The sequence below is a fragment of the Rhodoferax sp. genome, from assembly GCF_012927445.1.
Classification (GTDB): domain Bacteria; phylum Pseudomonadota; class Gammaproteobacteria; order Burkholderiales; family Burkholderiaceae_C; genus Rhodoferax.
Window position 1 is genome coordinate 578,211 of record NZ_JABBPD010000007.1, and the last position, 23,563, is coordinate 601,773.

At 59.7% G+C, this 23,563-nt stretch carries 19 protein-coding genes; 11 read left to right on the top strand and 8 right to left on the bottom strand.

Going from position 1 to position 23,563, the window contains the following annotated elements; all coding sequences use genetic code 11:
• Window positions 1-34: 34 nt before the first annotated feature.
• Together HHJ17_RS14470 and HHJ17_RS14475 are read left to right on the top strand one after the other, a co-directional pair.
• Window positions 35-1,546 carry a CoA-acylating methylmalonate-semialdehyde dehydrogenase gene (locus HHJ17_RS14470; protein ID WP_296496870.1) on the top strand — a complete coding sequence of 504 codons (1,512 nt, stop codon included), beginning with the start codon at window positions 35-37 and terminating at the stop codon, window positions 1,544-1,546.
• Between the two features lie 173 nt (window positions 1,547-1,719).
• A complete protein-coding gene (locus HHJ17_RS14475) occupies window positions 1,720-3,444 on the top strand; it encodes a GMC family oxidoreductase N-terminal domain-containing protein (protein ID WP_296506254.1) in 1,725 nt (574 codons plus the stop codon).
• A gap of 72 nt (window positions 3,445-3,516) precedes the next feature.
• On the opposite strand, the gene HHJ17_RS14480 is transcribed toward HHJ17_RS14475, so the two are convergent.
• Window positions 3,517-4,128 (bottom strand): recombinase family protein, encoded by a 612-nt coding sequence (locus HHJ17_RS14480; RefSeq protein ID WP_296506255.1) that lies wholly within the window; start codon window positions 4,126-4,128, stop codon window positions 3,517-3,519.
• 179 nt (window positions 4,129-4,307) lie between these two features.
• On the opposite strand from HHJ17_RS14480, the gene HHJ17_RS14485 reads away from it, so the two are divergent.
• From HHJ17_RS14485 to HHJ17_RS14500, 4 genes are all read left to right on the top strand, one after another.
• On the top strand, window positions 4,308-7,355 hold the full coding sequence (locus tag HHJ17_RS14485) for a Tn3 family transposase (RefSeq protein ID WP_296506386.1): 3,048 nt from the start codon (window positions 4,308-4,310) through the stop codon (window positions 7,353-7,355).
• 199 nt (window positions 7,356-7,554) lie between these two features.
• On the top strand, window positions 7,555-9,321 hold the full coding sequence (locus HHJ17_RS14490; protein ID WP_296506256.1) for a methyl-accepting chemotaxis protein: 1,767 nt from the start codon (window positions 7,555-7,557) through the stop codon (window positions 9,319-9,321).
• A 575-nt stretch (window positions 9,322-9,896) separates the two neighbouring features.
• A complete protein-coding gene (locus HHJ17_RS14495) occupies window positions 9,897-10,655 on the top strand; it encodes a TSUP family transporter (RefSeq protein WP_296506257.1) in 759 nt (252 codons plus the stop codon).
• Between the two features lie 36 nt (window positions 10,656-10,691).
• Window positions 10,692-11,711, top strand: a complete 1,020-nt coding sequence (locus tag HHJ17_RS14500; protein WP_296506259.1) for a diguanylate cyclase — start codon at window positions 10,692-10,694, stop codon at window positions 11,709-11,711.
• Here HHJ17_RS14500 and mrdA read toward each other — a convergent pair.
• Genes mrdA through HHJ17_RS14520 form a run of 4 tightly spaced genes read right to left on the bottom strand, consistent with a single transcriptional unit; the run spans window position 11,698 to window position 16,221 of the window.
• Entirely contained in the window at window positions 11,698-13,701 is a 2,004-nt protein-coding gene (gene mrdA / locus HHJ17_RS14505) for a penicillin-binding protein 2 (RefSeq protein WP_296496874.1), read from the bottom strand. The two genes, HHJ17_RS14500 and mrdA, sit on opposite strands and share 14 nt — an antisense overlap.
• Before the next feature lie 13 nt (window positions 13,702-13,714).
• Window positions 13,715-14,245: a rod shape-determining protein MreD gene (mreD, locus tag HHJ17_RS14510; protein WP_296506261.1), complete on the bottom strand. Its 531-nt coding sequence runs from the start codon at window positions 14,243-14,245 to the stop codon at window positions 13,715-13,717.
• Window positions 14,242-15,162, bottom strand: a complete 921-nt coding sequence (gene mreC / locus HHJ17_RS14515) for a rod shape-determining protein MreC (RefSeq protein WP_296496876.1) — start codon at window positions 15,160-15,162, stop codon at window positions 14,242-14,244. Before mreC ends, mreD begins: the two co-directional genes overlap by 4 nt.
• A gap of 15 nt (window positions 15,163-15,177) precedes the next feature.
• Entirely contained in the window at window positions 15,178-16,221 is a 1,044-nt protein-coding gene (locus tag HHJ17_RS14520; RefSeq protein WP_296496877.1) for a rod shape-determining protein, read from the bottom strand.
• Window positions 16,222-16,422: 201 nt separating this feature from the next.
• Here HHJ17_RS14520 and gatC point away from each other — a divergent pair, with 201 nt between their 5' ends.
• The 3 genes from gatC to gatB are packed head-to-tail and all read left to right on the top strand — an operon-like array spanning window position 16,423 to window position 19,772.
• A complete protein-coding gene (gene gatC, locus HHJ17_RS14525) occupies window positions 16,423-16,722 on the top strand; it encodes an Asp-tRNA(Asn)/Glu-tRNA(Gln) amidotransferase subunit GatC (RefSeq protein ID WP_296496878.1) in 300 nt (99 codons plus the stop codon).
• A gap of 24 nt (window positions 16,723-16,746) precedes the next feature.
• Window positions 16,747-18,222, top strand: a complete 1,476-nt coding sequence (gene gatA, locus HHJ17_RS14530; RefSeq protein ID WP_296496880.1) for an Asp-tRNA(Asn)/Glu-tRNA(Gln) amidotransferase subunit GatA — start codon at window positions 16,747-16,749, stop codon at window positions 18,220-18,222.
• A 2-nt stretch (window positions 18,223-18,224) separates the two neighbouring features.
• On the top strand, window positions 18,225-19,772 hold the full coding sequence (gatB, locus tag HHJ17_RS14535; RefSeq protein WP_296506263.1) for an Asp-tRNA(Asn)/Glu-tRNA(Gln) amidotransferase subunit GatB: 1,548 nt from the start codon (window positions 18,225-18,227) through the stop codon (window positions 19,770-19,772).
• Window positions 19,773-19,802: 30 nt separating this feature from the next.
• Here the strand turns inward: gatB and HHJ17_RS14540 are convergent, their stop codons facing one another.
• Both HHJ17_RS14540 and pyrE read right to left on the bottom strand, forming a co-directional pair.
• A complete protein-coding gene (locus HHJ17_RS14540; RefSeq protein ID WP_296506265.1) occupies window positions 19,803-20,510 on the bottom strand; it encodes a DUF4124 domain-containing protein in 708 nt (235 codons plus the stop codon).
• Window positions 20,511-20,512: 2 nt separating this feature from the next.
• Complete coding sequence (gene pyrE / locus HHJ17_RS14545) at window positions 20,513-21,223, bottom strand: orotate phosphoribosyltransferase (RefSeq protein WP_296506266.1); 711 nt, start codon at window positions 21,221-21,223, stop codon at window positions 20,513-20,515.
• Between the two features lie 10 nt (window positions 21,224-21,233).
• Between pyrE and HHJ17_RS14550 the strand changes: the two genes are divergently transcribed.
• Entirely contained in the window at window positions 21,234-22,019 is a 786-nt protein-coding gene (locus HHJ17_RS14550) for an exodeoxyribonuclease III (RefSeq protein ID WP_296506269.1), read from the top strand.
• A 98-nt stretch (window positions 22,020-22,117) separates the two neighbouring features.
• Here the strand turns inward: HHJ17_RS14550 and HHJ17_RS14555 are convergent, their stop codons facing one another.
• Window positions 22,118-22,528: a high-potential iron-sulfur protein gene (locus HHJ17_RS14555; protein WP_296506270.1), complete on the bottom strand. Its 411-nt coding sequence runs from the start codon at window positions 22,526-22,528 to the stop codon at window positions 22,118-22,120.
• 258 nt (window positions 22,529-22,786) lie between these two features.
• Here HHJ17_RS14555 and HHJ17_RS14560 point away from each other — a divergent pair, with 258 nt between their 5' ends.
• Complete coding sequence (locus tag HHJ17_RS14560) at window positions 22,787-23,425, top strand: MBL fold metallo-hydrolase (protein ID WP_296506272.1); 639 nt, start codon at window positions 22,787-22,789, stop codon at window positions 23,423-23,425.
• The last annotated feature ends 138 nt before the right edge of the window (window positions 23,426-23,563 follow it).

Here is a 23,563-nt window from a genome sequence, read left to right on the forward strand (position 1 = left end):
AGCGACACTCGCACCTTAATTTCAGGAATTCATCATGAGCAACGCAAATATTGATCATTACATCGGTGGCCGTGTCGTCGCGGGCACCTCCGGCCGGGCGCAAGATGTGTTCAACCCGGCGACTGGGGCGGTGACCGGCCAGGTGGCGCTGGCCAACGTGGCCGAGGTGAATGCAGCGGTGGTGGCGGCGCAAGCGGCGTTCCCGGCTTGGTCCGACACGCCGCCGATCCGGCGTGCCCGCGTGCTGTTCAAGTTTCTGGAACTGCTCAACCGCAACAAGGACGAGCTGGCGCGTTTGATCACCGCCGAGCACGGCAAGGTGTTCACCGATGCGCAGGGCGAAGTGGCGCGCGGCATCGACATCGTCGAGTTTTCCTGCGGCATCCCGCAGTTGCTCAAAGGTGACTTCACCGACCAGGTCAGCACCGGCATCGACAACTGGACGCTGCGCCAGCCCTTGGGCGTGGTGGCCGGCATCACGCCGTTCAACTTTCCGGTCATGGTGCCGATGTGGATGTTCCCGGTGGCGATCGCCGCCGGCAATACCTTCATCCTCAAGCCGAGCCCGATCGACCCCAGCGCCAGCCTGTTCATGGCCGACTTGCTGAAACAAGCCGGGTTGCCGGACGGCGTGTTCAACGTGGTGCAAGGCGACAAGGAGGCGGTCGATGCCTTGCTGGTGCACCCCGACGTGAAAGCGGTGAGCTTTGTCGGCTCAACCCCGATTGCCAACTACATCTACGAAACCGGCGCCCACCACGGCAAGCGCGTGCAGGCGCTGGGCGGTGCCAAGAACCACATGGTGGTGATGCCCGATGCCGACATCGACCAGGTGGTGGATGCGCTGATTGGCGCCGGTTACGGCTCGGCCGGCGAGCGCTGCATGGCGATCTCGGTGGCGGTGCTGGTCGGCGACGTGGCGGACAAGGTGCTGCCCAAGCTGATTGAGCGCACCAAGTCGCTCAAGGTCCTCAACGGCACCAACCTGGCCGCCGAAATGGGTCCGATCGTCACTCCGGCGGCGCATGCGCGCATCACCGGCTACATCGAGCAGGGCATCAAGGAAGGCGCCCAGTTGCTGGTGGATGGTCGCGGTTTCACCGGGGCGACCGCTGGTGACGGTTGCGAGCAGGGTTTCTGGATGGGCGGCACGCTGTTTGACCACGTCACGCCCGACATGCGCATCTACAAGGAAGAGATTTTTGGCCCGGTGCTGGGTTGTGTCCGGGTGCCGGACTTTGCCACCGCAGTCAAGCTCGTCAACGACCACGAATTCGGCAATGGCGTGGCCTGCTTCACCCGCGACGGCAACGTGGCGCGTGAATTCAGCCGCCGCATCCAGGTCGGCATGGTCGGCATCAACGTGCCGATTCCGGTGCCGATGGCGTGGCACGGTTTTGGCGGCTGGAAGCGCTCGCTGTTCGGCGACATGCATGCTTATGGCGAGGAAGGCGTGCGTTTTTACACCAAACAAAAGTCCATCATGCAGCGCTGGCCCGAGAGCACGCCCAAAGGTGCTGAGTTTGTGATGCCGACGGCCAAGTAATCTACCCCCCACGCTTGTCACTGCGTGTACGGCGCTGCCCCCCAAGGGGGCTGTTTCGCCTTGGGGCGGTCCGGCGCCGAAACTAACCCCCACGCTGCGCACTCCGTGTCGTCACTGCCCCCAAGGGGGTCGTAGTCGGCTTGGGGCGGCCCGGCGTCAACTAAGCTATCGATATGAGCACCCAATTCGACTACATCATCATCGGCGCCGGCACCGCCGGTTGCCTGCTGGCCAATCGACTCTCGGCGGACGCGACCAAGCGCGTCTTGCTGATCGAAGCCGGCCGCCGCGACGACTACCACTGGATTCACATTCCGGTCGGTTACCTGTACTGCATTGGCAACCCGCGTACCGACTGGCTGTACAACACGGAGCCGGACACCGGCCTCAACGGCCGGTCGTTGCGTTACCCGCGTGGCAAAACGTTGGGCGGCTGCAGCAGCATCAACGGCATGATTTACATGCGCGGTCAGGCGCGTGACTACGACCAGTGGGCGCAAATCACCGGCGACGAGGCCTGGACCTGGGACAACGCCCTGCCGTATTTCAAGCTGCATGAAGACCATTACAAAGGCGCTAGCGCGGCGCACGGGGCGCGCGGTGTTGCGCCCGAACTGATGCGCGACGATGCCACGCCCTACCGCCAGGTGCTGCGGCACCGCAATGCCGGCGGCGAATGGCGGGTCGAGAAGCAGCGCCTGCGCTGGGAGGTGCTGGACGCGTTTTCACAAGCCGCGCAGCAAGCCGGCATTCCGGCCAGCGATGACTTCAACCAGGGCGACAACGAGGGCGTGGGCTACTTTGAGGTCAACCAGAAAGAAGGCTGGCGCTGGAACACGGCCAAGGCCTTTTTGCGGCCCACCTGCTACGGCCGACCGAATTTCGAGATGTGGACCTCGGCCCAGGTGGCCAAGCTGCTGCTGGAAACCCAGGCCGACGGCAGCCAGCGCTGCACCGGCGTGCAGGTGTGGGCCAATGATGAACTGATCACCGCCACGGCATCTGGCGAAGTCATCTTGAGTGCCGGCAGCATCGCCTCGCCCCAACTCCTGCAACTCTCCGGCATTGGCCCGGCGGCGCTGCTGCAGCAACACGGCATCGCCGTGGTGCATGACGCGCCGGGGGTCGGCTCCAATCTGCAGGATCACCTGCAAATCAGGTCGGTCTACAAGGTGGACGGTGTCAAGACGCTGAACACGCAGGCCAGCTCACTCTGGGGCAAAGCCATGATTGGGCTGGAGTACGCCTTCAAGCGCACCGGCCCCATGAGCATGGCGCCGTCACAGCTGGGCGCTTTTACCCGCAGCGACCCGGCCCAGCCCTATCCCAATATCGAGTACCACGTGCAGCCGCTCAGTCTGGACGCTTTTGGCGAACCGTTGCACAGCTTCAATGCGTTCACCGCCAGCGTCTGCAACCTGAATCCGACCAGCCGCGGCACCGTGCACATCAAGAGCAATCGTTTTGAAGAGGCACCGGCCATTGCCCCCAACTACCTGAGTACCGACAAGGACCGCAAGGTGGCGGCCGATTCGCTGCGCGTCACGCGCAAGATCGTGGCGCAATCGGCCCTGGCCAAGTACCAGCCGCAAGAATGGAAGCCCGGCACCCAGTACCAGACCGACGAGGATCTGGCCAAGCTGGCGGGCGACATTGCCACCACCATTTTTCATCCGGTTGGCACCACCAAGATGGGTGCGGCGCACGACCCGATGGCTGTGGTCGACTCGCGCCTGCGCGTGCGCGGCCCGGGTGGCCTGATTGCCGGTCTGCGCGTGGTCGATGCGGGCGTGATGCCCCTGATCACCAGCGGCAACACCAACTCCCCCATTTTGATGATTGCGGAGAAGGCGGCGCAATGGATTGTGGAAGATGCCGCGCAACGGGTCAAAGGGTAAATTCTTCAAGGGTTAGTCCTGATGTGGGGTTGTACGCCCTAATCCACGAAAATTTCAGAGGCACCGATTTTCTCAGCGACCCAGCATCTTTTGACCGTCTAGGCGCAGCGCGCCACCAGGGCCAAGATGCCGGTACAGGGTCTGGCGGGTGACCCCCAACTCCTTGCATAGTTCGCTCACGACCGTTTCCTTTTGACCCATCGCCGCCATGGCCAGGCGCAATTTCGCCGGCGTCATCTTGTATTGACCGCCTCCATTGCGTCCTCGTGCGCGGGCTGACGCCAAGCCCACCTTGGTGCGCTCTGAAATCAACGCCCGCTCAAACTCAGCCAGGGCAGCAAAGATGCCGAACACCAGTTGACCTTCAGGTGTTCTCGTATTGATGGAGGCGCCATGCCCTGTCAACACCTGGAAGCCGACACCTTTGCTTGTCAGATCGTGCACCGTGTTGATGAGGTGACGCAAATTGCGGCCGAGACGATCAAGTTTCCACACCAGCAGCGTGTCGCCTGCTCGCAGGGCTTTCAGACAGCTGATCAGTCCAGGCCGTGCGTCCAGGCTTCCTGATGCCAGATCTTCATACACGTGCTCAGCATCAATGCCGGCGGCCAGCAATGCATCTCTTTGCATATCCAAGACCTGGGAGCCATCCGCCTTGGAAACGCGCATGTAGCCGATCAGCATGGTGTCACCTGAACGAACGTTTGCGTGACAGACGATAGATGGGACGATTGAACACAAAAATATGTCACTTTGCTAGTCACTCAGTCAGTGTATCGTGAATAATTGAAGATTTTGACTATATTACATGCCCATGCCCATGCCCATGCCCATGCCAAACCATATCCTCTTGAATGTCCCACATGCGCGGTGACCCCAATGCGCGACTGACCATCCTTTCAGAGGTCGAAAAAACCGCCCTCTACGGCATTCCAAATTTCGACGACTTCCAACGCATTGAATTCTTTGCCATGACCGATGCGGAACGTTCCCTCGCATTGGGGCGCAAAAGCGTTTTGGCACAGGTCTATTGCCTTCTGCAAATTGGGTACTTCAAAGCCAAGCAAGCCTTCTTTCAATTCTCTCTTGACGACGTGCAACACGAGGACATTGCCTTCCTTTTGCAGCGATATTTTCCGGGTCAGACGCTGGTCAATGCACCGTTGCACACCAGCGAATACTACGTGCAGCGCAATAAAGTTGCCAAATTGTTTGGCTACCGCATGTGCTCAGACGACGATCTGCCGGCGTTGCGGGCCAAGGCAACACTGCTGGCACGCACGGACGTGACCCCCACCTTCTTGCTGGGTGAACTGATGGTATTCCTGATTGGCCAGCGTATCGTGCGACCAGGCTACACCACGTTGCAAGACCTGATCACGCATGCACTATCAGTCGAACGTGACCGCCTGGAAAAACTTGTCGAAAAAGACCTGACCGCTACAGCACGCAAAGCGCTGCAACAACTGCTGGAAAGTGATGATGCCCTGTCTGAATTGGCAGCCCTCAAGCAGGACGCCAAGAGCTTTCGCTACCTCCAGATGGGCATGGAGCGCCAAAAGCGCCTCACCCTGGCGCCCCTGTACACCATCGCCAAAACCCTGCTGCCAAGCCTTGATATCTCGCAGCTCAACATCGCCTACTACGCCAGTCTGGCCAACTTTTACACCATCTACGATTTACGGCGATTCAAGCCCGGCCAGACCAACCTCTATTTGCTGTGCTACGCCTGGCAGCGGTACCGGCAACTCACCGACAACATCGTGGAAGCCTTTGGCTACCACGCCCGTCATCTTGAAGACAGCACCAAGGCCGTCGCCAACCAGCAAGCCGCACAAATACACAATGAACGCCAGCAAGCCACGCCACGGGTTGGTGAGCTACTCTTGCTGTACGTGGATGACTCGCTCACCGACGTGACCCCTTTCGGCACGGTACGCGGCAAGGCCTTTCGCATCATGCCCGAGGAGAAGCTGCGCTCGACTGGCAAGCTACTGACGGAGACTCCTGTCAGTCAGATGGATTTGCGTTGGCAAGCGGTGGACAAGCAGAGTGGGCTTTGCACGAAAAATCTACGCCCCCTTGCCACGGCCCTGGATTTCGCAAGCAGTAGTGCCAGTGGCAAGGTCTGGCTGGCGGCCTTGCAATGGATGAACGAGGTCTTTGCCGGCCACAAGCGGCTTGCCACGCAGCAGTTGGAGGACATTCCGCAGCGCACGATACCCACCCGGTTGCGCAATTTCTTGCTCAGCTTTGACGAGGAGGGCAAGCCCGTTGGTCTGCGCGCCGACCGCTACGAGTTTTGGGTGTACAGGCAACTGCGCAAGCGCCTTGATGCGGGGGACATTTACCTCGACGACAGTGTGCAGCACCGGCGTTTTGCCGATGACCTGGTGTCCATGGAGGCCAAGGCCGAAGCCCTCAAGGCACTGGACATCCCATGGTTGCGACAGCCGGCCGACCAAACGCTTGATGCCTTGTTTGTTGAACTGGATAAGCAGTGGCGGGCGTTCGATTCGGAACTGCGCAGCGGCAAGCTCAAGCACCTGGAGTTTGATCCGGTCAAAAAGACGTTGACATGGCACCGGCCCAAGGCCGACAAGGACAAGCAACTGCAGCAAGGCTTCTACGGCAAGCTGCAGGCGCGCGACGTTGCCGACGTATTCCGGTTTGTGAACGAGCGGTGCAACTTTCTCTCAGCCATGACGCCCTTGCAGCCACGCTACGCCAAGAAAGTCGCCGACGCTGACAGCCTGATGGCCGTGATCATTGCCCAGGCCATGAACCATGGCAACTTCAAAATGGCGGAGACCTGCGACATCCCGTACCACGTCCTGGAGGCCACGCACCAGCAGCACCTGCGACCGGCCACGCTGATTGAGGCAAGCAACGTCCTCAGCAACTTCATCGCCAGCCTGCCCATCTTCCCGTATTACTCCATCGACATGGATGTGCTGTACGGCAGTGTGGATGGGCAAAAGTTTGCCACTGCCTCTCCGACGCTCAAGGCCCGCCATTCACGCAAGTATTTTGGTAAGGACCGTGGCGTTGTCGCCTATACCTTGCTGGCCAACCATGTGGCTCTGCAAACCCAGATGCTGGGTGCCAACCAGCATGAGAGCTACTGGGTGTTTGACATCTGCTACAACAACACGTCCGACATCAAGCCAACCACGATCACCGGCGACATGCACAGCATCAACATGGCCAACTTTGCCATCCTGCATTGGTTTGGCATGAACCTGGCACCACGCTTTACCAATTTGCATGCCCAGTTGAAGCACCTCTGCCGTGGCCCTGACCAGGAGGGTTATGCTGATTTTTTGATTCAGCCAGTGGGTCAGATTGACCGTCATCTGATTGCCGCTGAAAAATCCAATTTGGATCACATTGCCGCCACCTTGGGTCTCAAGGAAATGAGCCAAAGTGTGCTGGTGCGTAAAATTTGCACCCTGTCCGGACACCACCGCACGCGCAAGGCCCTCTTCGAGTATGACAAGCTGATCCGCACGATCTACACGCTGCGCTACTTGCGCGATCCCCAATTGCAGCGTGATGTCCACCGCTCGGAAAACCGCATTGAGTCCTACCACCAGCTGCGCTCCACCATCGCCCAGGTCAACGGAAAGAAGGAACTTACCGGGCGTACCGACCTGGAAGTGGACATCAGCAACCAGTGCGGCCGACTGATTGCCAATGTGGTGATCGCCTACAACTCGATGCTGCTGTCAGGGCTGCTTGGCCGGTGTCTGGCCGCGGGCAATGAAAAGGCGCTGGACTTGCTCAGGCGGATTTCACCAGCGGCGTGGCAGCATCTGCACTTCCTGGGGCACTATGCCTTCAGAGGCAAGCACAATCCGATCGATTTGGAGGCTGTTTTGGCGGGGATTGATTGGGACGCGGCAGGTTGATTTAGGTCATCGGGAAATTCCGAGGGTTCGGGCGTGGAACCCTGGATGCCGTGCAAAATCATCGCGCATCGTTGACGTGGGCGCATAGGGTAAACACGGGGGGGGGGCTGAAAAACCCTACTTCCTAGTAGACAATGATGATTTGGAAAACAAACCCGTGTCAGCGTTGACATGGGCTTACCGGGACCCAAGCTCTCCTATGAACAACCTCAAAATCTCAACCCGGCTGATCACGCTGATTGGCATCCTGTCCGCATTGCTCCTGGCTATCGGCACGCTTGGTTTGTATGGCGTTGGCCGGTCAAACGATGCGCTGAAGACGGTCTACGAAGACCGTGTCGTGGCCCTCGATCAACTCGGTGAAATCGGTTACTTGGTGCAGCGCAACCGCGTGCTGGTCATGGACATGATGCTACAGCCCGAGCCTGCCAATGTGCAAAAGCGCAACAAGGAGCTGCTTGGCAACGTCGAAAAAGTAACGAAGATTTGGGCTGCTTACATGGCCACCTATCTCACCCCGCAAGAAAAGACTTTGGCTGACACTTTTGCAGTGGCGCAAAAATCGTATGTGCAGGAAGGGATTCTGCCAACGGCGCAGGCCATGCTGGCCAACGATGCGACGACCGCTTCTGAGATATATAAAACAAAAATCAGCCTGCTGGCGCCCGCAACGCAGGAGGGTGTGGGAAAGCTGATGGAGTTACAACTCGATGTAGCCAAGGAGGAATACGTCGCCGCAGAGGCCCGCTATGCCATGCTGCGCATGCTTATGGTGGGGGCCATTGGTGCTGGCTTTTTGTTTGCCGTTGCTTTCGGCATGGCACTGGTGCGCGGCATAAGTCGCCAGCTCGGCGGCGAACCAGGCGAGGCAGCAGAGCTGGCCCGCAGCGTTGCCGCAGGCGACCTCACTTCGCGTATTGACCTCAAGGCAGGGGACACCACCAGCATGATGGCGCAGCTCAGCGCCATGCAAAAGAGTCTGTCCGAAGTCGTGAGCAGCGTGCGACAGGGCTCCGACGGTGTGGCTACTGCCAGTGCCGAGATTGCCCAGGGCAACAACGACCTGTCGGCCCGCACTGAATCGCAAGCCAGTGCACTGGAAGAAACTGCCGCCTCCATGGAGCAGCTCAGCGCCACGGTCAAGCAAAACGCCGACAGCGCCAGGCAGGCCAACCAGTTGGCGATGAACGCCAGCACGGTTGCCATCAAGGGCGGCGAGGTGGTAGCCCAGGTGGTGGGCACCATGAAGGACATCAACGACTCGTCGAAAAGAATTTCGGACATCATCAGCGTGATCGACGGCATCGCCTTCCAGACCAACATCCTGGCCCTCAATGCAGCGGTTGAAGCAGCCCGTGCCGGTGAGCAGGGCCGTGGCTTTGCCGTGGTGGCCAGTGAAGTGCGCAGCCTGGCCGGACGCAGCGCTGAGGCGGCCAAAGAAATCAAGAGCCTCATCAACGCCAGCGTAGCGCGGGTTGAGCAAGGTACTGCGTTGGTGGATCAGGCGGGGACAACCATGACCGAGGTGGTCAGCTCCATCAAGCGTGTGACCGATCTCATGGGCGAGATCAGCGCGGCCAGCAACGAGCAGGCCGCAGGCGTATCCCAAGTGGGTGAAGCCGTCCAGCAAATGGACCAGGTGACACAGCAAAATGCGGCGCTGGTGGAGGAAATGGCCGCAGCTGCAAGCAGCCTCAAATCGCAGGCCGAAGACCTGGTGGGAACGGTGGCGGTGTTCAAGCTCGGCGGCGATGACGAGCACCACAATGCGGCCCCACGCCCGGTTGCGGTGCGCGCGTCCGTATCCAGCGCCAAACCTCATAAAAGCCCAGATAGGCGTGCTTTGACAGCTCCCTCCAAACCCGCATCAAATCCAACTACTGTGAGAATTGCCACTAAGTCTCCTGCCAATACAGTAGCTTCGTCCGCCTCCAAGGGAGGAAATGACGAGTGGGAAACGTTCTGAGGCGCTGCGAGTATGACAACGCCAAATGCAACGCCACCGGATGTGGACATGGAGATACTGGCCTGTTTGTTGGCAGAGTTGCGCGATGCTCTGGTAGAGACAGCACTGGCTTTGCGAGACTATCAATTTACATTTGACTCTGATGCGCGGTGCCAGGCACGGGACCAGGCGGGCCAATGGATTGCGCGGGTTCAGGGCGGTGAAAGCCGAAGTCAAAACGGTCTGTTACGCCATCGGCCGTTTGATTGAACCCAGACGCAAGCTGTTACTTTGTAACGGTTCTGAAATTTTCGTGGATTTGGGCGTACAACCCCGATGTGCCAAGCGGTGTGGGTCGCGTACATTTATCTCAATCGACAACGGGCCACAGGCTTGCTGACGGTGAAAGGCCCCGGAGACAAGCCCGCACGGGCATATTAAAAATGACGCAGCCACAAGCAGACGCATCTGGAAAAAACACCGGTAATCCCGGTGTTTTTTTTTATCAAATTGGCCTGTAGACGCCGTATTTATTGCGCTATAAGCTATAAATACTGTAGCAATTGTGGCGCCATGGCGGGTGCGACAATCCTCTGATGGAATTATTGATTGTCTCGCTGGCCTCGCTTTTGGCCGGTTTTGTGGATTCGATTGTGGGTGGCGGCGGCCTGATTCTGGTGCCCGCCCTGTTTGCCACCTTCCCCGCCGCACCTCCGGCCACCCTGTTTGGTACCAACAAAGGGGCTTCGGTCTGGGGCACGGCATTTGCGACCTGGCAATTCAGCCGGCGGGTCGAGATGCGCTGGGCCGCCCTGTTGCCCGCCGCTGGGGCTGGTTTTGTTGCCGCTTTTGCCGGTGCCTGGCTGGTGACCGTGGTGTCGCCCGACTTTTTACGCAAGGTGCTACCGGCCGTCTTGCTGGTGGTGTTGATCTACACCCTGCTTAAAAAGGAGTTGGGCCGGACCCATGCGCCACGGTTTTCCGGCAGCAAAGAAAAGCTGCTGGCGGCGACGATCGGTGCCGTGATCGGGTTTTATGACGGGTTTTTCGGGCCGGGTACGGGCAGCTTTCTTGTCTTTTTGTTTGTGCGCCTGCTGGGCTACGATTTTCTCAGTGCCTCGGCCTCGGCCAAGCTGATCAACACCGCAACCAATGTGGCGGCGCTGATTCTGTTTGTGGGCAAAGGCCATATCTGGTGGCACTTTGTGGTCGTCATGGCGCTGGCGAATGTGGTGGGCAGTCTGCTGGGCACCCGCCTGGCGCTCATGCACGGCACAGGTTTTGTGCGCGTGGTTTTTATCGGGGTGGTAAGTGCACTGATATTGAAGACGGGGTATGACGCTTTTTGGCGTTGACTGCTGCCAGAATCAAGGCTTACGTTGGAGACCAACTTGCGGTACAAAGAATCAAAAGAACAAAGCGCTGAATTGCTGCGAACTGTGCTGGCGTTGATGGGGCAGCACGATGCTGCGTTCAATCCGGTGACGTTTACCGTCTGGTACGAGTTTGCGGCCGGCATGAATGCCCGCTTGACACAGGCCATTGAGAGCGCTCTTCAAAACGAGCCCCGGCTCGGTGACGACGCCTTGGATCGTCTCTATCAGGCCTACGTGGCTGAGGCCGATCCGGCGGCGATGCAACGCATCAGCGGTGAGTTGCAGCGCATGATGGCGAGCATGGCGGCCAGCGCCTTGCGCACGGGCGATCGGGCCGGTGTTTTTGGTGAGCAGCTCCGGGGTCTGACGGTGGCGCTCAATACGAATAATCCGACCGTTATGACGCCGCTGGTCACGCAGGCGCTGGCCGGCACGGTGGAGATGAGGAGTTCGGCGCAAGAGCTCGAGCAACAGGTCCTCGTCAGTTGCCGGGAAATTGAGCGTCTGCATGTGGATTTGATCCGCGCCCGCGACGAAGCCGTGCTGGACCCCCTCACGCGGGTTTTGAACCGCAAGGGGTTCGACCAGGAACTGGCGTCCATGTTGGCGCAACCGCCCGCGCCGGGCAGCACCCATGGCCTGATCATGCTCGACATCGATCATTTCAAGTTGGTCAATGACAGCCATGGCCATGTCATGGGCGATCGGGTCATCCAGGCGCTGGGCGAGGTCTTGCGCAGTTGCGTGACCGGCAAGGCGCATTCCGTGGCGCGCTATGGCGGCGAGGAATTTGCGATTTTGCTGCCCCACAGCACGCTGGACTTCAGCATGGCGCTGGCGGACACGGTGCGGCTGCGGACCCGGGCCATGAAGATTCGCGATCGCCGGACGCAGGAGGTGGTGTTGACGGTCACTATTTCAGCCGGGGTGGCGGCGATGCAGGCGGGCGATGATGCCCAGGGCTTGATCGAGCGCGCCGATGCGGCCCTGTACAAATCCAAGGAGTCAGGACGGGATTGCGTTACCTGCGCTTGAGGGGCGCGGCACTGGCTGCAGTTTCGGGCGGCTTGGCGACCTCGGGTGAGCCGGGTGGCCAGGGAAATTCGGCCGCCGTGCGGGGCTTGCCAATGGGCGTGGTCACCTGGGCTTTTTGCACGGCTTGAATATCCTCTTTGCTTGGGTATTGGTTAAGCAGCCAGTAATCAAGCACCCGGCGGGCAATGGGCGCCGCACTCTGGCCACCGAAGCCGGCGTTTTCCACAATGATGGCCAGTGCAATTTTGGGTTCGTCTGCCGGTGCAAACGCGGTGAACAGCGCATGGTCGCGAAAGCGCTCTTCCATTTTGGAGGCCACGTACTTTTCGTTTTGCTTGATTTGCACCACCTGGGCCGTGCCGGTCTTGCCGGCGCTGGTGTAGGGGGAGCCTCTGAAGCTGGCGGCAGAGGTGCCCTCAATGTTGACGCCCACCATGGCCTTCTTGATGACCGCAATATTGGCCGGTTTGGCAATCACTTCCCCCACTGATTCGTGTGTGGTGGTCGTGGGGGCGTGGGTCATGATGTCCATCACCTCCTTCACCAGGTGCGGCTTCATCTTGACGCCGTTGTTGGCGAGCGTGGCGGTGGCCGAGGCCAGCTGCAGCATGGTGAAATTGTTGTAGCCCTGGCCGATGCCCAGTGAAATGGTCTCGCCGGCGTACCATTTTTGCTGGTCGGCGCGCTTGTAGGCTTTGCGTTTCCATTCGGTGGATGGCAGCAGGCCGCGCACTTCGCCGTGGATGTCGATGCCGGTGAGTTCACCAAAACCAAAGCGTTGCAGCTGGTCATGGATGGTGTCGACCCCCATGTCGTTGGCCAGGATGTAATAGTAGGTGTCGCAGGACTGGACAATGGAGCTGTACATATTCACCATGCCGTGGCCACCCTCCTTGTCGTCCCGAAACCGGTGGTTGCCCAGCATGAAAAATCCGGGGTCGGCGATCGACTGTTCGGGTGTGCGCAGGCCGGTCTCCAGGGCTGCCAGCGCCATGAACGGCTTGTAGGTGGAGCCGGGCGGGTAGGTGCCGCGCAGCGCCCGGTTGAGCAGCGGTTTGTTGGGTGATTCGTTGAGCGCTTGCCAACTCTCGCTGTCAATGCCTTCGACAAACAGGTTGGGGTCAAAGGTGGGCTTGCTGACGAACGCCAGGACTTCACCGGTCTTGGGGTCCATGGCCACCAGCGCGCCACGGCGCTCGCCAAACAATTCTTCCACCAGGTGCTGCAGCTTGATGTCGATCGACAGCTTGACGGTGTTGCCCGGCACGGCGGGGCTGCTGGCCAGCCGGCGCATGGCGCGTCCGCCGGCCGAGGTCTCCATCGAATCCACGCCGGTGGTGCCGTGCAACTCGGCCTCAAAACTCTGCTCGACACCGAGTTTTCCGATGTAGTCCGTGCCGCGGTAGTTGGCCTGGTCGTCCGAGTCGTCAATCTTTTCTTTTTCGGACTGGTTGATGCGGCCGATGTAGCCAATGACATGGCTGGCCAGTTCGCCATAGGGGTAGTTGCGAAACAGCCGGGCCTTGATGTCGACACCTGGAAAACGATAGCGTTGTGCCGCAAATTTGGCCACTTCTTCGTCACTCAGACGGGTGCGCAGCGGCAGCGACTCGAAGCTTTTTGACTCGTCCTGAAGCTTCTTGAAGCGGCGGCGGTCCCGTGGTGTAATTTCCAGTACCAGGGACAAGGCTTCAATTGTTTGCTCCAGGTCGGCAACCTTGGACGGTGTGACTTCCAGTGTGTAGGCCGAGTAGTTGGAAGCCAGCACAATGCCGTTGCGGTCGAGGATGAGCCCCCGGTTTGGCACCACCGGCACAATGGCCGTGCGGTTGTTTTCCGCCTGCTCCAGCAGGTCCTCGTGGCGCACGATCTGCAGGTACATCAGCCGGGAGGCCAGCAGCACAAAGCACGCCACGACGACGATGCTGGCCACCAGCACCCGAGCCCGAAAACGGGACAGGTCGGCTTCAACATTGCGAAGTTCCATCATGATGGCAGCTCAGTCAAAGCGGGCGGTTCGCGTCGGGATTGGGGGTCCTTCTTTGCGGCAGCAGCAGGATCACACTGAAGACCGGCCACAGCAGCGATTCAATAACCGGTGCCAGCAGAATCCATAAGCTGGGGAAGGCGCTGCCCGACATCATGCGAACGGCCAGTTCAATGGCGTGGGACGCGGCAAACAGGGGCAAGACCTGGAACGCCTGAGACGGTACCGTGAACCACAGCAGGCGGCGGTGGATGGCAATGGCCAAAAAGCTCAGGACGGTATAGGCCATCGCATGCTGCCCCAGCATGGCGCCTTGGTGCACGTCGATTAACAGTCCAAAGACAAAAGCGACGCCAATACCCACCCGCTGCGGTTGATGAATACTCCAAAACACCAGGATCAGCGCCAAAACGTCCGGTATCCAGGCCGCGCGACCCCACAGGCCCATGTTCTGCAGCATGCTGAAGGCCAGTGTTGCCAGCAAGCTGCCCCAGATGAAGAGTGGATTGGCGGGCAGCAGCAGTTGATGCCCCGGACGCATGATCATTTTCTAGTCCCTTTTTTGACCGGCCCGGGAGGGGCTTCCACGGCGGGACGCGGAGCAATCTGGGTGGTCAGCGGTTTGAGGACCATCACATGCCCCACCCCGGAGACCAGGGCCAGTGGCACACAGGTAATCCGGGCGAAGGCCGAGTCCACCCGGCGTTCCACATTGGTCACCCGGGCCACGGGCAGGCCCGGCGGATAGACGCCGTCCACACCACTGGTGGTCAGCAGATCGCCGGTTTGCACATCCGCGTTGGCGGCCATGAACCGCAGTTCCAGTGAACTGGAACGCAACGTCGGGTCACCAAAGGCCACACCACGCGCGCCGGTGCGCGTATTGAGCACTGGAATCGCCTGGTCCCGATCGGTCACCAGGGTCACTTCGCTCACCAGTGGGTAGACCCGCGTCACTTGGCCCAACACCCCTGTTTCATCCAGCACCGGAGAGCCGGGCTCGATGCCCTTAAGCCCGCCGCGGTCAATGATGACTTTGCGGGTGTAGGGGTCAGCGGCGTCATACAGCACCTGCGCTGCCTGCGAGGGGGTTGCCACCCGTTCGCGCAAGGCCAGCAGTTGGCGCAGACGTGAATTTTCCAGGACCAGTTGCTCGACCTGATTGGCGCGCTGGGATTGCAGATCCAGTTTGCGGCGCGCTGCTTCTTCGCTGGCCTGAGAGGCGCTCAACGATTCAAAATATTTATTGCCGCCCTGCGCCCATACCACTGGGCGCAGGGCCAGCCATTGCACCGGGTACAGCACCGTCGCCAGCGTCGCACGCAGGGGTTGCGTGACATGGAGGCGTACATCGGCCACCATCAAAAACAGCGCCAGCGCGCTGAAAAATGTTAGTTTGGACAGGGCCGAGGGGCCCTGTCTGAAGAAAGGAGGGGGCGTGCCGTCCAGCGTACCAAGTGGCATCGCTGCACCTAATGATTATTCGCTGGTGAAAATGGAACCCAAACGGTCCATCCGCTCCAGCGCCATGCCACAACCCCGCACCACGCAGGTCAGAGGATCTTCCGCCACCAGGACGGGCAGGCCGGTTTCTTCGGCCAGCAGGCGGTCCAGGTCGCGCAAGAGTGCGCCACCGCCAGTGAGCATCATGCCGCGGTCGGCAATGTCGGCGCCCAACTCGGGCGGGGTTTGCTCCAGCGCATTTTTGACGGCCGACACGATGTTGTTGATCGGGTCGGTCAGGGCTTCCAGAATCTCGTTGCTGGAGATGGTGAAGCTGCGTGGCACGCCTTCCGACAGGTTACGGCCGCGGACTTCCATTTCCAGCACTTCGCTGCCTGGAAACGCCGAGCCGATTTTTTTCTTGATGGCTTCGGCGGTGGGCTCACCGATGAGCATGCCGTAGTTGCGGCGGATGTAGTTGATGATGGCGTCGTCAAAACGGTCACCGCCAACGCGCACACTGCCTTTGTAGACCATGCCGCCGAGCGAGATCACGCCCACTTCGGTGGTGCCGCCACCAATGTCCACCACCATGGAGCCACTGGCTTCACTGACGGGCAGACCGGCGCCAATGGCGGCTGCCATCGGTTCTTCAATCAGGTACACATCGCTGGCACCGGCACCGAGGGCCGACTCGCGAATGGCGCGACGTTCGACCTGGGTGGAGCCACACGGTACGCAGATGATGATGCGCGGGCTGGGGCGAAAGATGGAGCGCGGATGCACCATCTTGATGAACTGCTTGAGCATCTGCTCGGTGACGGTAAAGTCGGCAATCACGCCGTCTTTCATGGGGCGGATGGCCTCAATGTTGCCGGGGACTTTGCCCAGCATGGCCTTGGCTTCCTTGCCAACGGCTTGAATGGTTTTCTTGCCTTGGGGGCCACCTTCGTGGCGGATGGCAACGACCGAAGGTTCGTCCAGCACAATGCCCTTGTCACGTACGTAGATCAGGGTGTTGGCGGTGCCAAGGTCGATGGCCAGGTCAGTGGAGAAGTACTGACGGAATGCTCCAAACATTTAAAATCCTCTCGGGTATGGCGTGCACTTCGGCCTGCCATCACCCTGTTAGCTGGTTGAATATCGGGTTTTTCTGACAAAAAGCCGCAGTGCAGCAAGCCGGATGCCAAAGGCAGGATAATACCTTATCCCCTGTGAAAACTTTAGCCGGCGAGGCCTCTCGGGAGGCCTTTTACAACCGGTTTCGAATGAAAATACGTTATGTCCCTGACTTCTGCTGACATCGCCCGCATTGCCAATCTAGCCCGACTGGAGCTCAATCCAGTCGAGGGTGAGCGCATGCTGATCCAAATTAACGGGTTTTTCGACATGGTCGAAAAAATTCGAGCGGTGGATACCACCGGTATTGAACCCCTGGCGCATCCGGTGGCCGCGATCCAGGAAATTGCTTTGCGTCTGCGCGAGGATCGGGTGAGCGAGCCTGACAACCGCGAAGCCAATCAGCGCAATGCCCCGGCCGTTGAGCATGGGCTGTTTCTGGTCCCCAAGGTGATCGAATAACACGGCGACCCACAAAAGAAAAATATGACGCAAGACACATCTGCCCTCCATGACCTCACCGTGGCCCAACTGGCCATCCAGTTGCGTGAGCGCAAAATTTCTGCGGTCGAGACGGCCCAGTATTTTCTGGCCCGGGCCCAGGCGAACGCCACCTTGGGTGCCTTTCTCGACCTCAATGAAGAAGCCACACTGGCCCAGGCGCGTACGGCCGACCTGGCACTGGCTGCAGGCACGGCCAGCGCGCTGCAGGGTGTGCCGGTGGCGCATAAAGATATTTTTGTGACCCGGGATTTCGTCACCACGGCCGGCTCCAAAATGCTGACCGGTTATCGCTCCCCGTTTGACGCCACCGTGGTCGCCAACCTGGCCCAGCAGGGCGTGGTGACCTTGGGTAAGCTCAATTGCGATGAATTTGCCATGGGCTCGGCCAACGAGAACTCGGCTTTTGGCCCTGTCAAAAATCCGTGGGACACCACCCGCACCCCCGGTGGCTCGTCCGGCGGCAGCGCGGCGGCGGTGGCCGCCCGGTTGGCACCGGCGGCCACCGGCACGGACACGGGTGGCTCGATTCGCCAGCCTGCCTCGTTTTGCGGCATCACCGGTATCAAGCCCACCTATGGGCGCGCCTCCCGTTACGGCATGGTGGCGTTTGCCTCCAGTCTCGATCAGGCTGGACCGATGGCACGCACGGCGGAAGACTGTGCTTTGCTGCTCTCGGCCATGTGCGGACCGGACCCGGACCGTGATTCGACTTCACTCGATGTGCCGGCTGAAAATTTCAACCGTTCGCTGAACGAATCTATCGACGGTCTGCGCATTGGCGTGCCGGCTGAATTCTTTGGTGAAGGCCTGGCCCCTGACGTGCGCGCCGCCGTGGACGCCGCCTTGAAAGAGTATGAAAAGCTGGGCGCCAAGCTGGTCCCCATCACGCTGCCCCGCACTGAACTGTCGATCCCGGTCTATTACGTGATCGCTCCGGCCGAGGCCTCCAGCAACCTGAGCCGCTTTGACGGTGTCAAGTTTGGCCACCGGGCAGAAAAATACGTCGACCTGGTCGATATGTACAAAAAGACCCGTGCCGAAGGTTTTGGCGATGAGGTCAAGCGTCGCATCATGATTGGCGCCTATGTGCTGTCGCATGGCTATTACGACGCTTACTACCTGCAAGCGCAAAAAATCCGCCGCATGATTGCCGACGACTTCCAGCGGGCCTTTACGGAGTGCGATGTGATCGCCGGACCGGTGGCGCCCACGGTTGCCTGGAAACTGGGCGATAAAAGTGACGATCCAGTGGCCAGCTACCTGGCCGACATCTTCACCTTGCCGGGCTCACTGGCCGGCTTGCCCGGCATGAGCATTCCGGTCGGCTTTGGCGCTGGCCACATGCCGGTGGGCATGCAACTGATCGGCAATTATTTGCAAGAAGCCAAGCTGCTCAATGTGGCGCATCGCTTCCAGCAGGCCACTGACTGGCACGCCGCCAAGCCAAAGGGATTTTGAACATGAATGCATTTGTTGAAACCAGCAACCCGGCCCGTGCCGGAATCAAATCACCGCTGGTGATGGGCTACGAGGTGGTGATCGGGTTCGAGACCCACGCCCAGCTCTCGACTCAATCCAAAATTTTCAGCCGCGCCGCCACGGCGTTTGGCGCCGAACCCAACACGCAGGCCTGCGCGGTGGACTTGGCCTTGCCCGGCACCCTGCCGGTGATGAACAAGGGCGCGGTGGAGCGCGCCATTCAGTTTGGCTTGGCAATCGGTGCGCATGTGGCCCCAAAAAGTATTTTTGCCCGCAAGAACTACTTTTACCCGGATCTGCCCAAGGGCTACCAGATCAGCCAGTTTGAAATACCGGTGGTGCAGGGCGGCGAGATTGAATTCTTTTTGGGTGACCAGAAGATGTCGGTGCGCCTGGAACGGGCTCACTTGGAAGAAGACGCCGGCAAGTCACTGCACGAAGACTTTGTCGGCCAGACCGGCATTGACCTGAACCGGGCTGGCACGCCCTTGCTGGAGATCGTGACCCAGCCCGACATGCGCTCCAGCTTGGAGGCCGTGGCCTACGCCAAAGAGCTGCACAAGATCGTGACCTGGATCGGCATTAGCGACGGCAACATGCAGGAAGGCAGCTTCCGCTGCGACGCCAATGTGTCGGTGCGCAAACCGGGCGAGCCCTTGGGCACGCGCCGCGAGGTCAAGAACCTCAACAGTTTCAAGTTCATGCAGCAAGCCATTGACTATGAAGTGCGCTGGCAGATTGAGCAGATTGAAGACGGTCATGCCATTCAGCAGGCCACCGTGCTGTTCAACCCCGATACTGGCGAAACCCGTGCCATGCGCACCAAGGAAGACGCCGCCGATTACCGCTATTTTCCCGATCCAGATCTGCCGCCACTGGTGATTGCGGATGAATGGGTGGAGCGCGTGCGTTCCGAGATGACGGAATTGCCGCGTGTCATGGCGCAGCGGTTTGTGGCTGATTACGGCCTCTCGGACTATGACGCGAGCGCCTTGACGCAAAGTCGAGCGATGGCCGCTTATTTTGAAGCCGCCGCCAAGGCCTGCGGTCAGCCCAAGCTCGTTAGCAACTGGATCATGGGTGAAGTGTCACGACGGTTGAATCAAGATGGCGGCGCCATCGAAAACGCGCCAGTGACACCGGGGGCACTGGGATGGCTAATCAGCCGTATTAACGACGGGACGATCTCAAATAACAATGGGAAAGTAGCTTTTGACCACTTGTGGAAAGGAGCTAATGTTGCTGGTTCCAGTCTGAGCGCGCCGAGTTCAACCCTGCACGCCATGGGCACCGTTGGTGAACAAGTCGATCAAGTAATTGAGTCCCTTGGTCTTAAGCAGATGAACGACTCCGGTGAGCTGGAAAAAATCGTGGACGATGTGCTGGCTGCCAACCCGAAAAATGTCGAGGAATACAAAGCCGGCAACGGCAAGGCCCTTAACGCGCTGGTCGGCCAGATCATGAAGGGCAGCAAAGGCAAGGCCAACCCGCAGCAGGTGAACGACCTGCTGCGCCAGAAACTGGACTGAGCCCGCCTCAGGCGGCCGCCAATTTGCGCGTTAGCGCGTTTTGTTGGCCGCGGCTGGGGGAGCCGGCGCATGCAGGGCCCAAAGCTGCTTCAGGCGCACCAGCTCTTCGTCAAAGTGGGCATTGACGCGCTTGATCTCAGTGTCCTGATCGGCAATGAAACGCTGCTGGATCGCCAGACTCTGGGCAACTTCCTCGACCTGGAGTCGCAGGGATGGCGGCGCTTTGCTGGGGTCGCGTTTGTAAAACTCCATCTCCTCCAGCACGGCCGCACGCTGGCGCTGTAGTTCTTCAATCCGGGTAGTGGCGGCCTGCCGCACCACCCCGATCTGGGCCAGTGCGGCGGCACGTTCCTTGTCATGGATGACCTTGTTGGGGTAGCGGATCAGCAGTGCCCGCTCGCGCCGTTTTTCTTCATTCAGGCGCGCCCGCTCTTCCTGTTCCGCTTTGTCTCTGGCCTCCAGATCAGCGCGCTCCTTGAGGGTCAGGGTGGGGCCCACCCGGGCTTTCAGGGTGCCACTGGGGTTGAGCAGCTTTTGCTCACGGTCGTTGCACTCGGCAATGGGTCGGTCAGAGGTCAGCTTGCGACCCCGGGCGTCGGTGCAGGTGTAGATACCCTGCGTTGTGTTCGCTTGTGTCTGCTGCGCCTGAATGGCTGGCACGCCGGATAGGCCCGCCAGCAACAAGGCCTTGACCACATGCCTCAAAGAAAATTCCGCGTCCCGAGTACACCTGAACATGTTTAGCCTTCTTCTACGCCATAACGTTGGCGGTAGATCAGAACGCGTTGATGGTCGATGGCCGAGCCACCTGCGCTGTGTTGTTCGAGATACTGCATCAAATCCGCCAGCTTCGCAATTGAACAAACCTGTAACCCGAGCTGATTTTTGACATATTGCACGGCGCTGTGCGCCACATCCAGGCCATCTTCCGTCGCTTTTTCCTGCCGGTCCAGCGCGATCACCACCGCGTGCGCCGTCGCCCCGGCGTTGCGGATGATGGCAATCGATTCGCGCACCGCCGTGCCGGCCGACATCACGTCGTCCACAATCAGCACGCGTCCTTTGAGCGGCGCGCCCACCAGCGTACCGCCCTCGCCATGGGCTTTGACTTCCTTGCGGTTGTAGGCAAACGGCACGTTGCGCCCGAGGCGCGCCAGTTCGACGGCCAGTGCCGCGCCGAGCGGAATGCCCTTGTAGGCCGGGCCAAAAATCATGTCAAATTCAATGCCGCTCTGCAGCAGGCGCTGCGCATAAAATTGCGCCAACCGCCCGAGTTTGGCGCCATCGTCAAACAGACCGGCGTTGAAAAAGTAGGGGCTGATACGGCCCGACTTGATCTTAAACTCGCCGAAACGCAAGACACCGCAATCCACCGCAAACTGCACAAAATCCTGGGCCAGCGCATCTTGCGGCGGGGTTGGTCCAGATTTTGTTGCGACACTTATCGACATGGGAAATTCCTTGTTTAAATTGACCAGCCTCAACCTCAACGGTATCCGCTCCGCCACCACCAAAGGCCTCGAAGCCTGGCTGACTAAAGTCAAACCTGATTGTATTTGTGTGCAAGAGGTCAAAGCGCAGGCGGCCGATGTGCAAGGCCGGTTTGAAGCGTTGGCCGGACTCCAGGGTCATTTCCACTTTGCCGAGAAAAAGGGTTATTCCGGCGTTGGCATCTACACCCGGCAGGAACCCAGCGACGTCATTGTTGGCCACGGCTCCCCTGAGTTTGACTCGGAGGGCCGCTATGTGGAGCTGCGTTTTGACACCCCGGGTGCCAAAAAATCGATCATCAGCTGTTATTTTCCCAGCGGTTCCTCCGGGGAAGAGCGCCAGCAGGCCAAGTTCCGCTTTCTGGCCGAGTTGTATCCGCACCTGACGCAGCTCAAGGCCGGGCGCGAGTTCATCCTGTGCGGTGACGTGAACATTGCGCACCAGGAGATCGACTTGAAAAACTGGAAAGGCAATCGCAAGAACTCCGGCTTTTTGCCCGAAGAGCGGGCCTGGATGACCCAGTTGCTGGGCGAGGCCGGCCTGGTCGACGTCTACCGCCAGTTGCAACCCACCGCCACCGATGCGGCCTACACATGGTGGAGCAACCGGGGCCAAGCCTATGCCAAGAACGTCGGCTGGCGGCTGGATTACCACCTGGCGACCCCCGCGCTGGCCGCCTCGGCGCGCCTGGAGTCGATCTACAAAGACGAGAAGTTTTCAGACCACGCGCCCATCACGATTGACTACGCTATGTAATTTATAGCTACTTGCGTAGGTTGGACGAGGGCTAGAGGCCTATTCGGCTTAATTTTTTGCTGGAAAAGCAAATGCCCTCCTGTCTACGCCCCACCAGTTCAGGCTTTCTTGAGCCACGCGGTGCACCAGCCCTTGGCGTTCACACGCTTGCCCGGGAATATCTTGCAGCCACCGGCTGGATCACCCGACTGGCCCAGGTAATTACCGCAGTTGCTGCAGCCGCTGCCCGCAACAAAATTCGGAAACTTGACCTTGTCGGCGCGAGCGGCGTCCTCGACATAGCCGAGCGCCAGGGCGGAAGCCTCTTTCTCGTCAAGCATCGGCAGGCTGCCGGTTGAGGCCGGTGCCGGCACTGCTGCTGGCGCCGGCGCGGTCACTGGCGGCGCCGGGGGTGTATTCGCTGGTGCAGGGGGTGGTGGCTCATTTTTGGGTGAGCAGGCGGCGAACAGCGCGACACCCGCCAAGGGCATGATTTCGATAAAGCGGCGACGCGTGGCTTGGGTAGGCATGGCGATTTCCTCCGTATAATGAATGGGATTTGGCTCCCCGGGTTGGGGTCACTTCAGTTTCATCAGTTCCAATATAGGTGGGACTCGCGCATTCGTCTTTGCGTTTACGCATAGTCGGATGCCGAACCTCTGTGCCTGGAGGCTGTCATGCAAAATGAGAAGTGCTTAGGCTGCGCGCCGATCCATCTTGTCTTTGCTATTTAATTGGTAGCTGTCTGCGAAATGTGGGCGTGGGCTAGAGCCTGAAAACTTATATATATGCTGCAGTATCAAATTATTCCCGTCACCGCCTTCCAGCAAAACTGCTCTATTGTCTGGTGCGATGAGACGATGCAGGCCGCTGTCATCGACCCCGGTGGCGATCTCGACCGTTTGCTCGCCGAGGCCCAGCGCCGGGGGCTGACGCTGACGCAGATCTGGCTAACCCATGCCCACATTGACCATGCCGGGGGCACCGCCGAGCTGGCGCAAGACCTCAAGTTGCCCATCATCGGGCCCCATCCAGCGGATCAGTTCTGGATTGATGGCCTGCCCGAGCAGAGCAAGATGTTTGGCTTTCCCCCTTCCGAGGCGTTCACCCCCACGCGCTGGCTGTTTGACGGGGATACGGTTACCGTCGGCCACTGCACGCTGAAGGTGCGCCACTGTCCCGGCCACACTCCCGGTCATGTGGTGTTTCATTCACGAGAAACAGGGCGCGCTTTTGTCGGTGATGTGCTGTTTGCCGGGTCGATTGGCCGTACCGATTTTCCGCAGGGCGACCAAGACACGCTGATTGCCAGCATCGTCCAGCGTCTGTGGCCCATGGGCGACGAGACGGTCTTCATTCCCGGTCATGGCCCGGAGAGCACGTTCGGGCAGGAACGCAAAACCAATCCTTATGTGCGCGGGACCTGAGGCGTCACCCGCGCGGCTCGAAATAAGACACTCCTGATACATTAGAAAGGTGTTTCAGGATGTATCAAAAAGATTGCCAGCCCGCTAGAACGCCTGTAACTTCAGGCCCGATGGGGTCGTCGGCCTTCAATTCTTCCC

Excerpts from the sequence above, each read along its gene's own strand:
- gatB (WP_296506263.1), top strand. The coding sequence starts at position 18,225 with ATGAATGCATTTGTTGAAACCAGCAACCCGGCCCGTGCCGGAATCAAA.
- HHJ17_RS14495 (WP_296506257.1), top strand. The coding sequence starts at position 9,897 with ATGGAATTATTGATTGTCTCGCTGGCCTCGCTTTTGGCCGGTTTTGTG.
- mrdA (WP_296496874.1), bottom strand. The coding sequence starts at position 13,701 with ATGATGGAACTTCGCAATGTTGAAGCCGACCTGTCCCGTTTTCGGGCT.
- HHJ17_RS14480 (WP_296506255.1), bottom strand. The coding sequence starts at position 4,128 with ATGCTGATCGGCTACATGCGCGTTTCCAAGGCGGATGGCTCCCAGGTC.
- HHJ17_RS14555 (WP_296506270.1), bottom strand. The coding sequence starts at position 22,528 with ATGCCTACCCAAGCCACGCGTCGCCGCTTTATCGAAATCATGCCCTTG.
- mreD (WP_296506261.1), bottom strand. The coding sequence starts at position 14,245 with ATGATCATGCGTCCGGGGCATCAACTGCTGCTGCCCGCCAATCCACTC.
- gatC (WP_296496878.1), top strand. The coding sequence starts at position 16,423 with ATGTCCCTGACTTCTGCTGACATCGCCCGCATTGCCAATCTAGCCCGA.
- pyrE (WP_296506266.1), bottom strand. The coding sequence starts at position 21,223 with ATGTCGATAAGTGTCGCAACAAAATCTGGACCAACCCCGCCGCAAGAT.
- HHJ17_RS14470 (WP_296496870.1), top strand. The coding sequence starts at position 35 with ATGAGCAACGCAAATATTGATCATTACATCGGTGGCCGTGTCGTCGCG.
- HHJ17_RS14520 (WP_296496877.1), bottom strand. The coding sequence starts at position 16,221 with ATGTTTGGAGCATTCCGTCAGTACTTCTCCACTGACCTGGCCATCGAC.
- HHJ17_RS14560 (WP_296506272.1), top strand. The coding sequence starts at position 22,787 with ATGCTGCAGTATCAAATTATTCCCGTCACCGCCTTCCAGCAAAACTGC.
- HHJ17_RS14475 (WP_296506254.1), top strand. The coding sequence starts at position 1,720 with ATGAGCACCCAATTCGACTACATCATCATCGGCGCCGGCACCGCCGGT.
- mreC (WP_296496876.1), bottom strand. The coding sequence starts at position 15,162 with ATGCCACTTGGTACGCTGGACGGCACGCCCCCTCCTTTCTTCAGACAG.
- HHJ17_RS14485 (WP_296506386.1), top strand. The coding sequence starts at position 4,308 with ATGCGCGGTGACCCCAATGCGCGACTGACCATCCTTTCAGAGGTCGAA.
- gatA (WP_296496880.1), top strand. The coding sequence starts at position 16,747 with ATGACGCAAGACACATCTGCCCTCCATGACCTCACCGTGGCCCAACTG.
- HHJ17_RS14540 (WP_296506265.1), bottom strand. The coding sequence starts at position 20,510 with ATGTTCAGGTGTACTCGGGACGCGGAATTTTCTTTGAGGCATGTGGTC.
- HHJ17_RS14490 (WP_296506256.1), top strand. The coding sequence starts at position 7,555 with ATGAACAACCTCAAAATCTCAACCCGGCTGATCACGCTGATTGGCATC.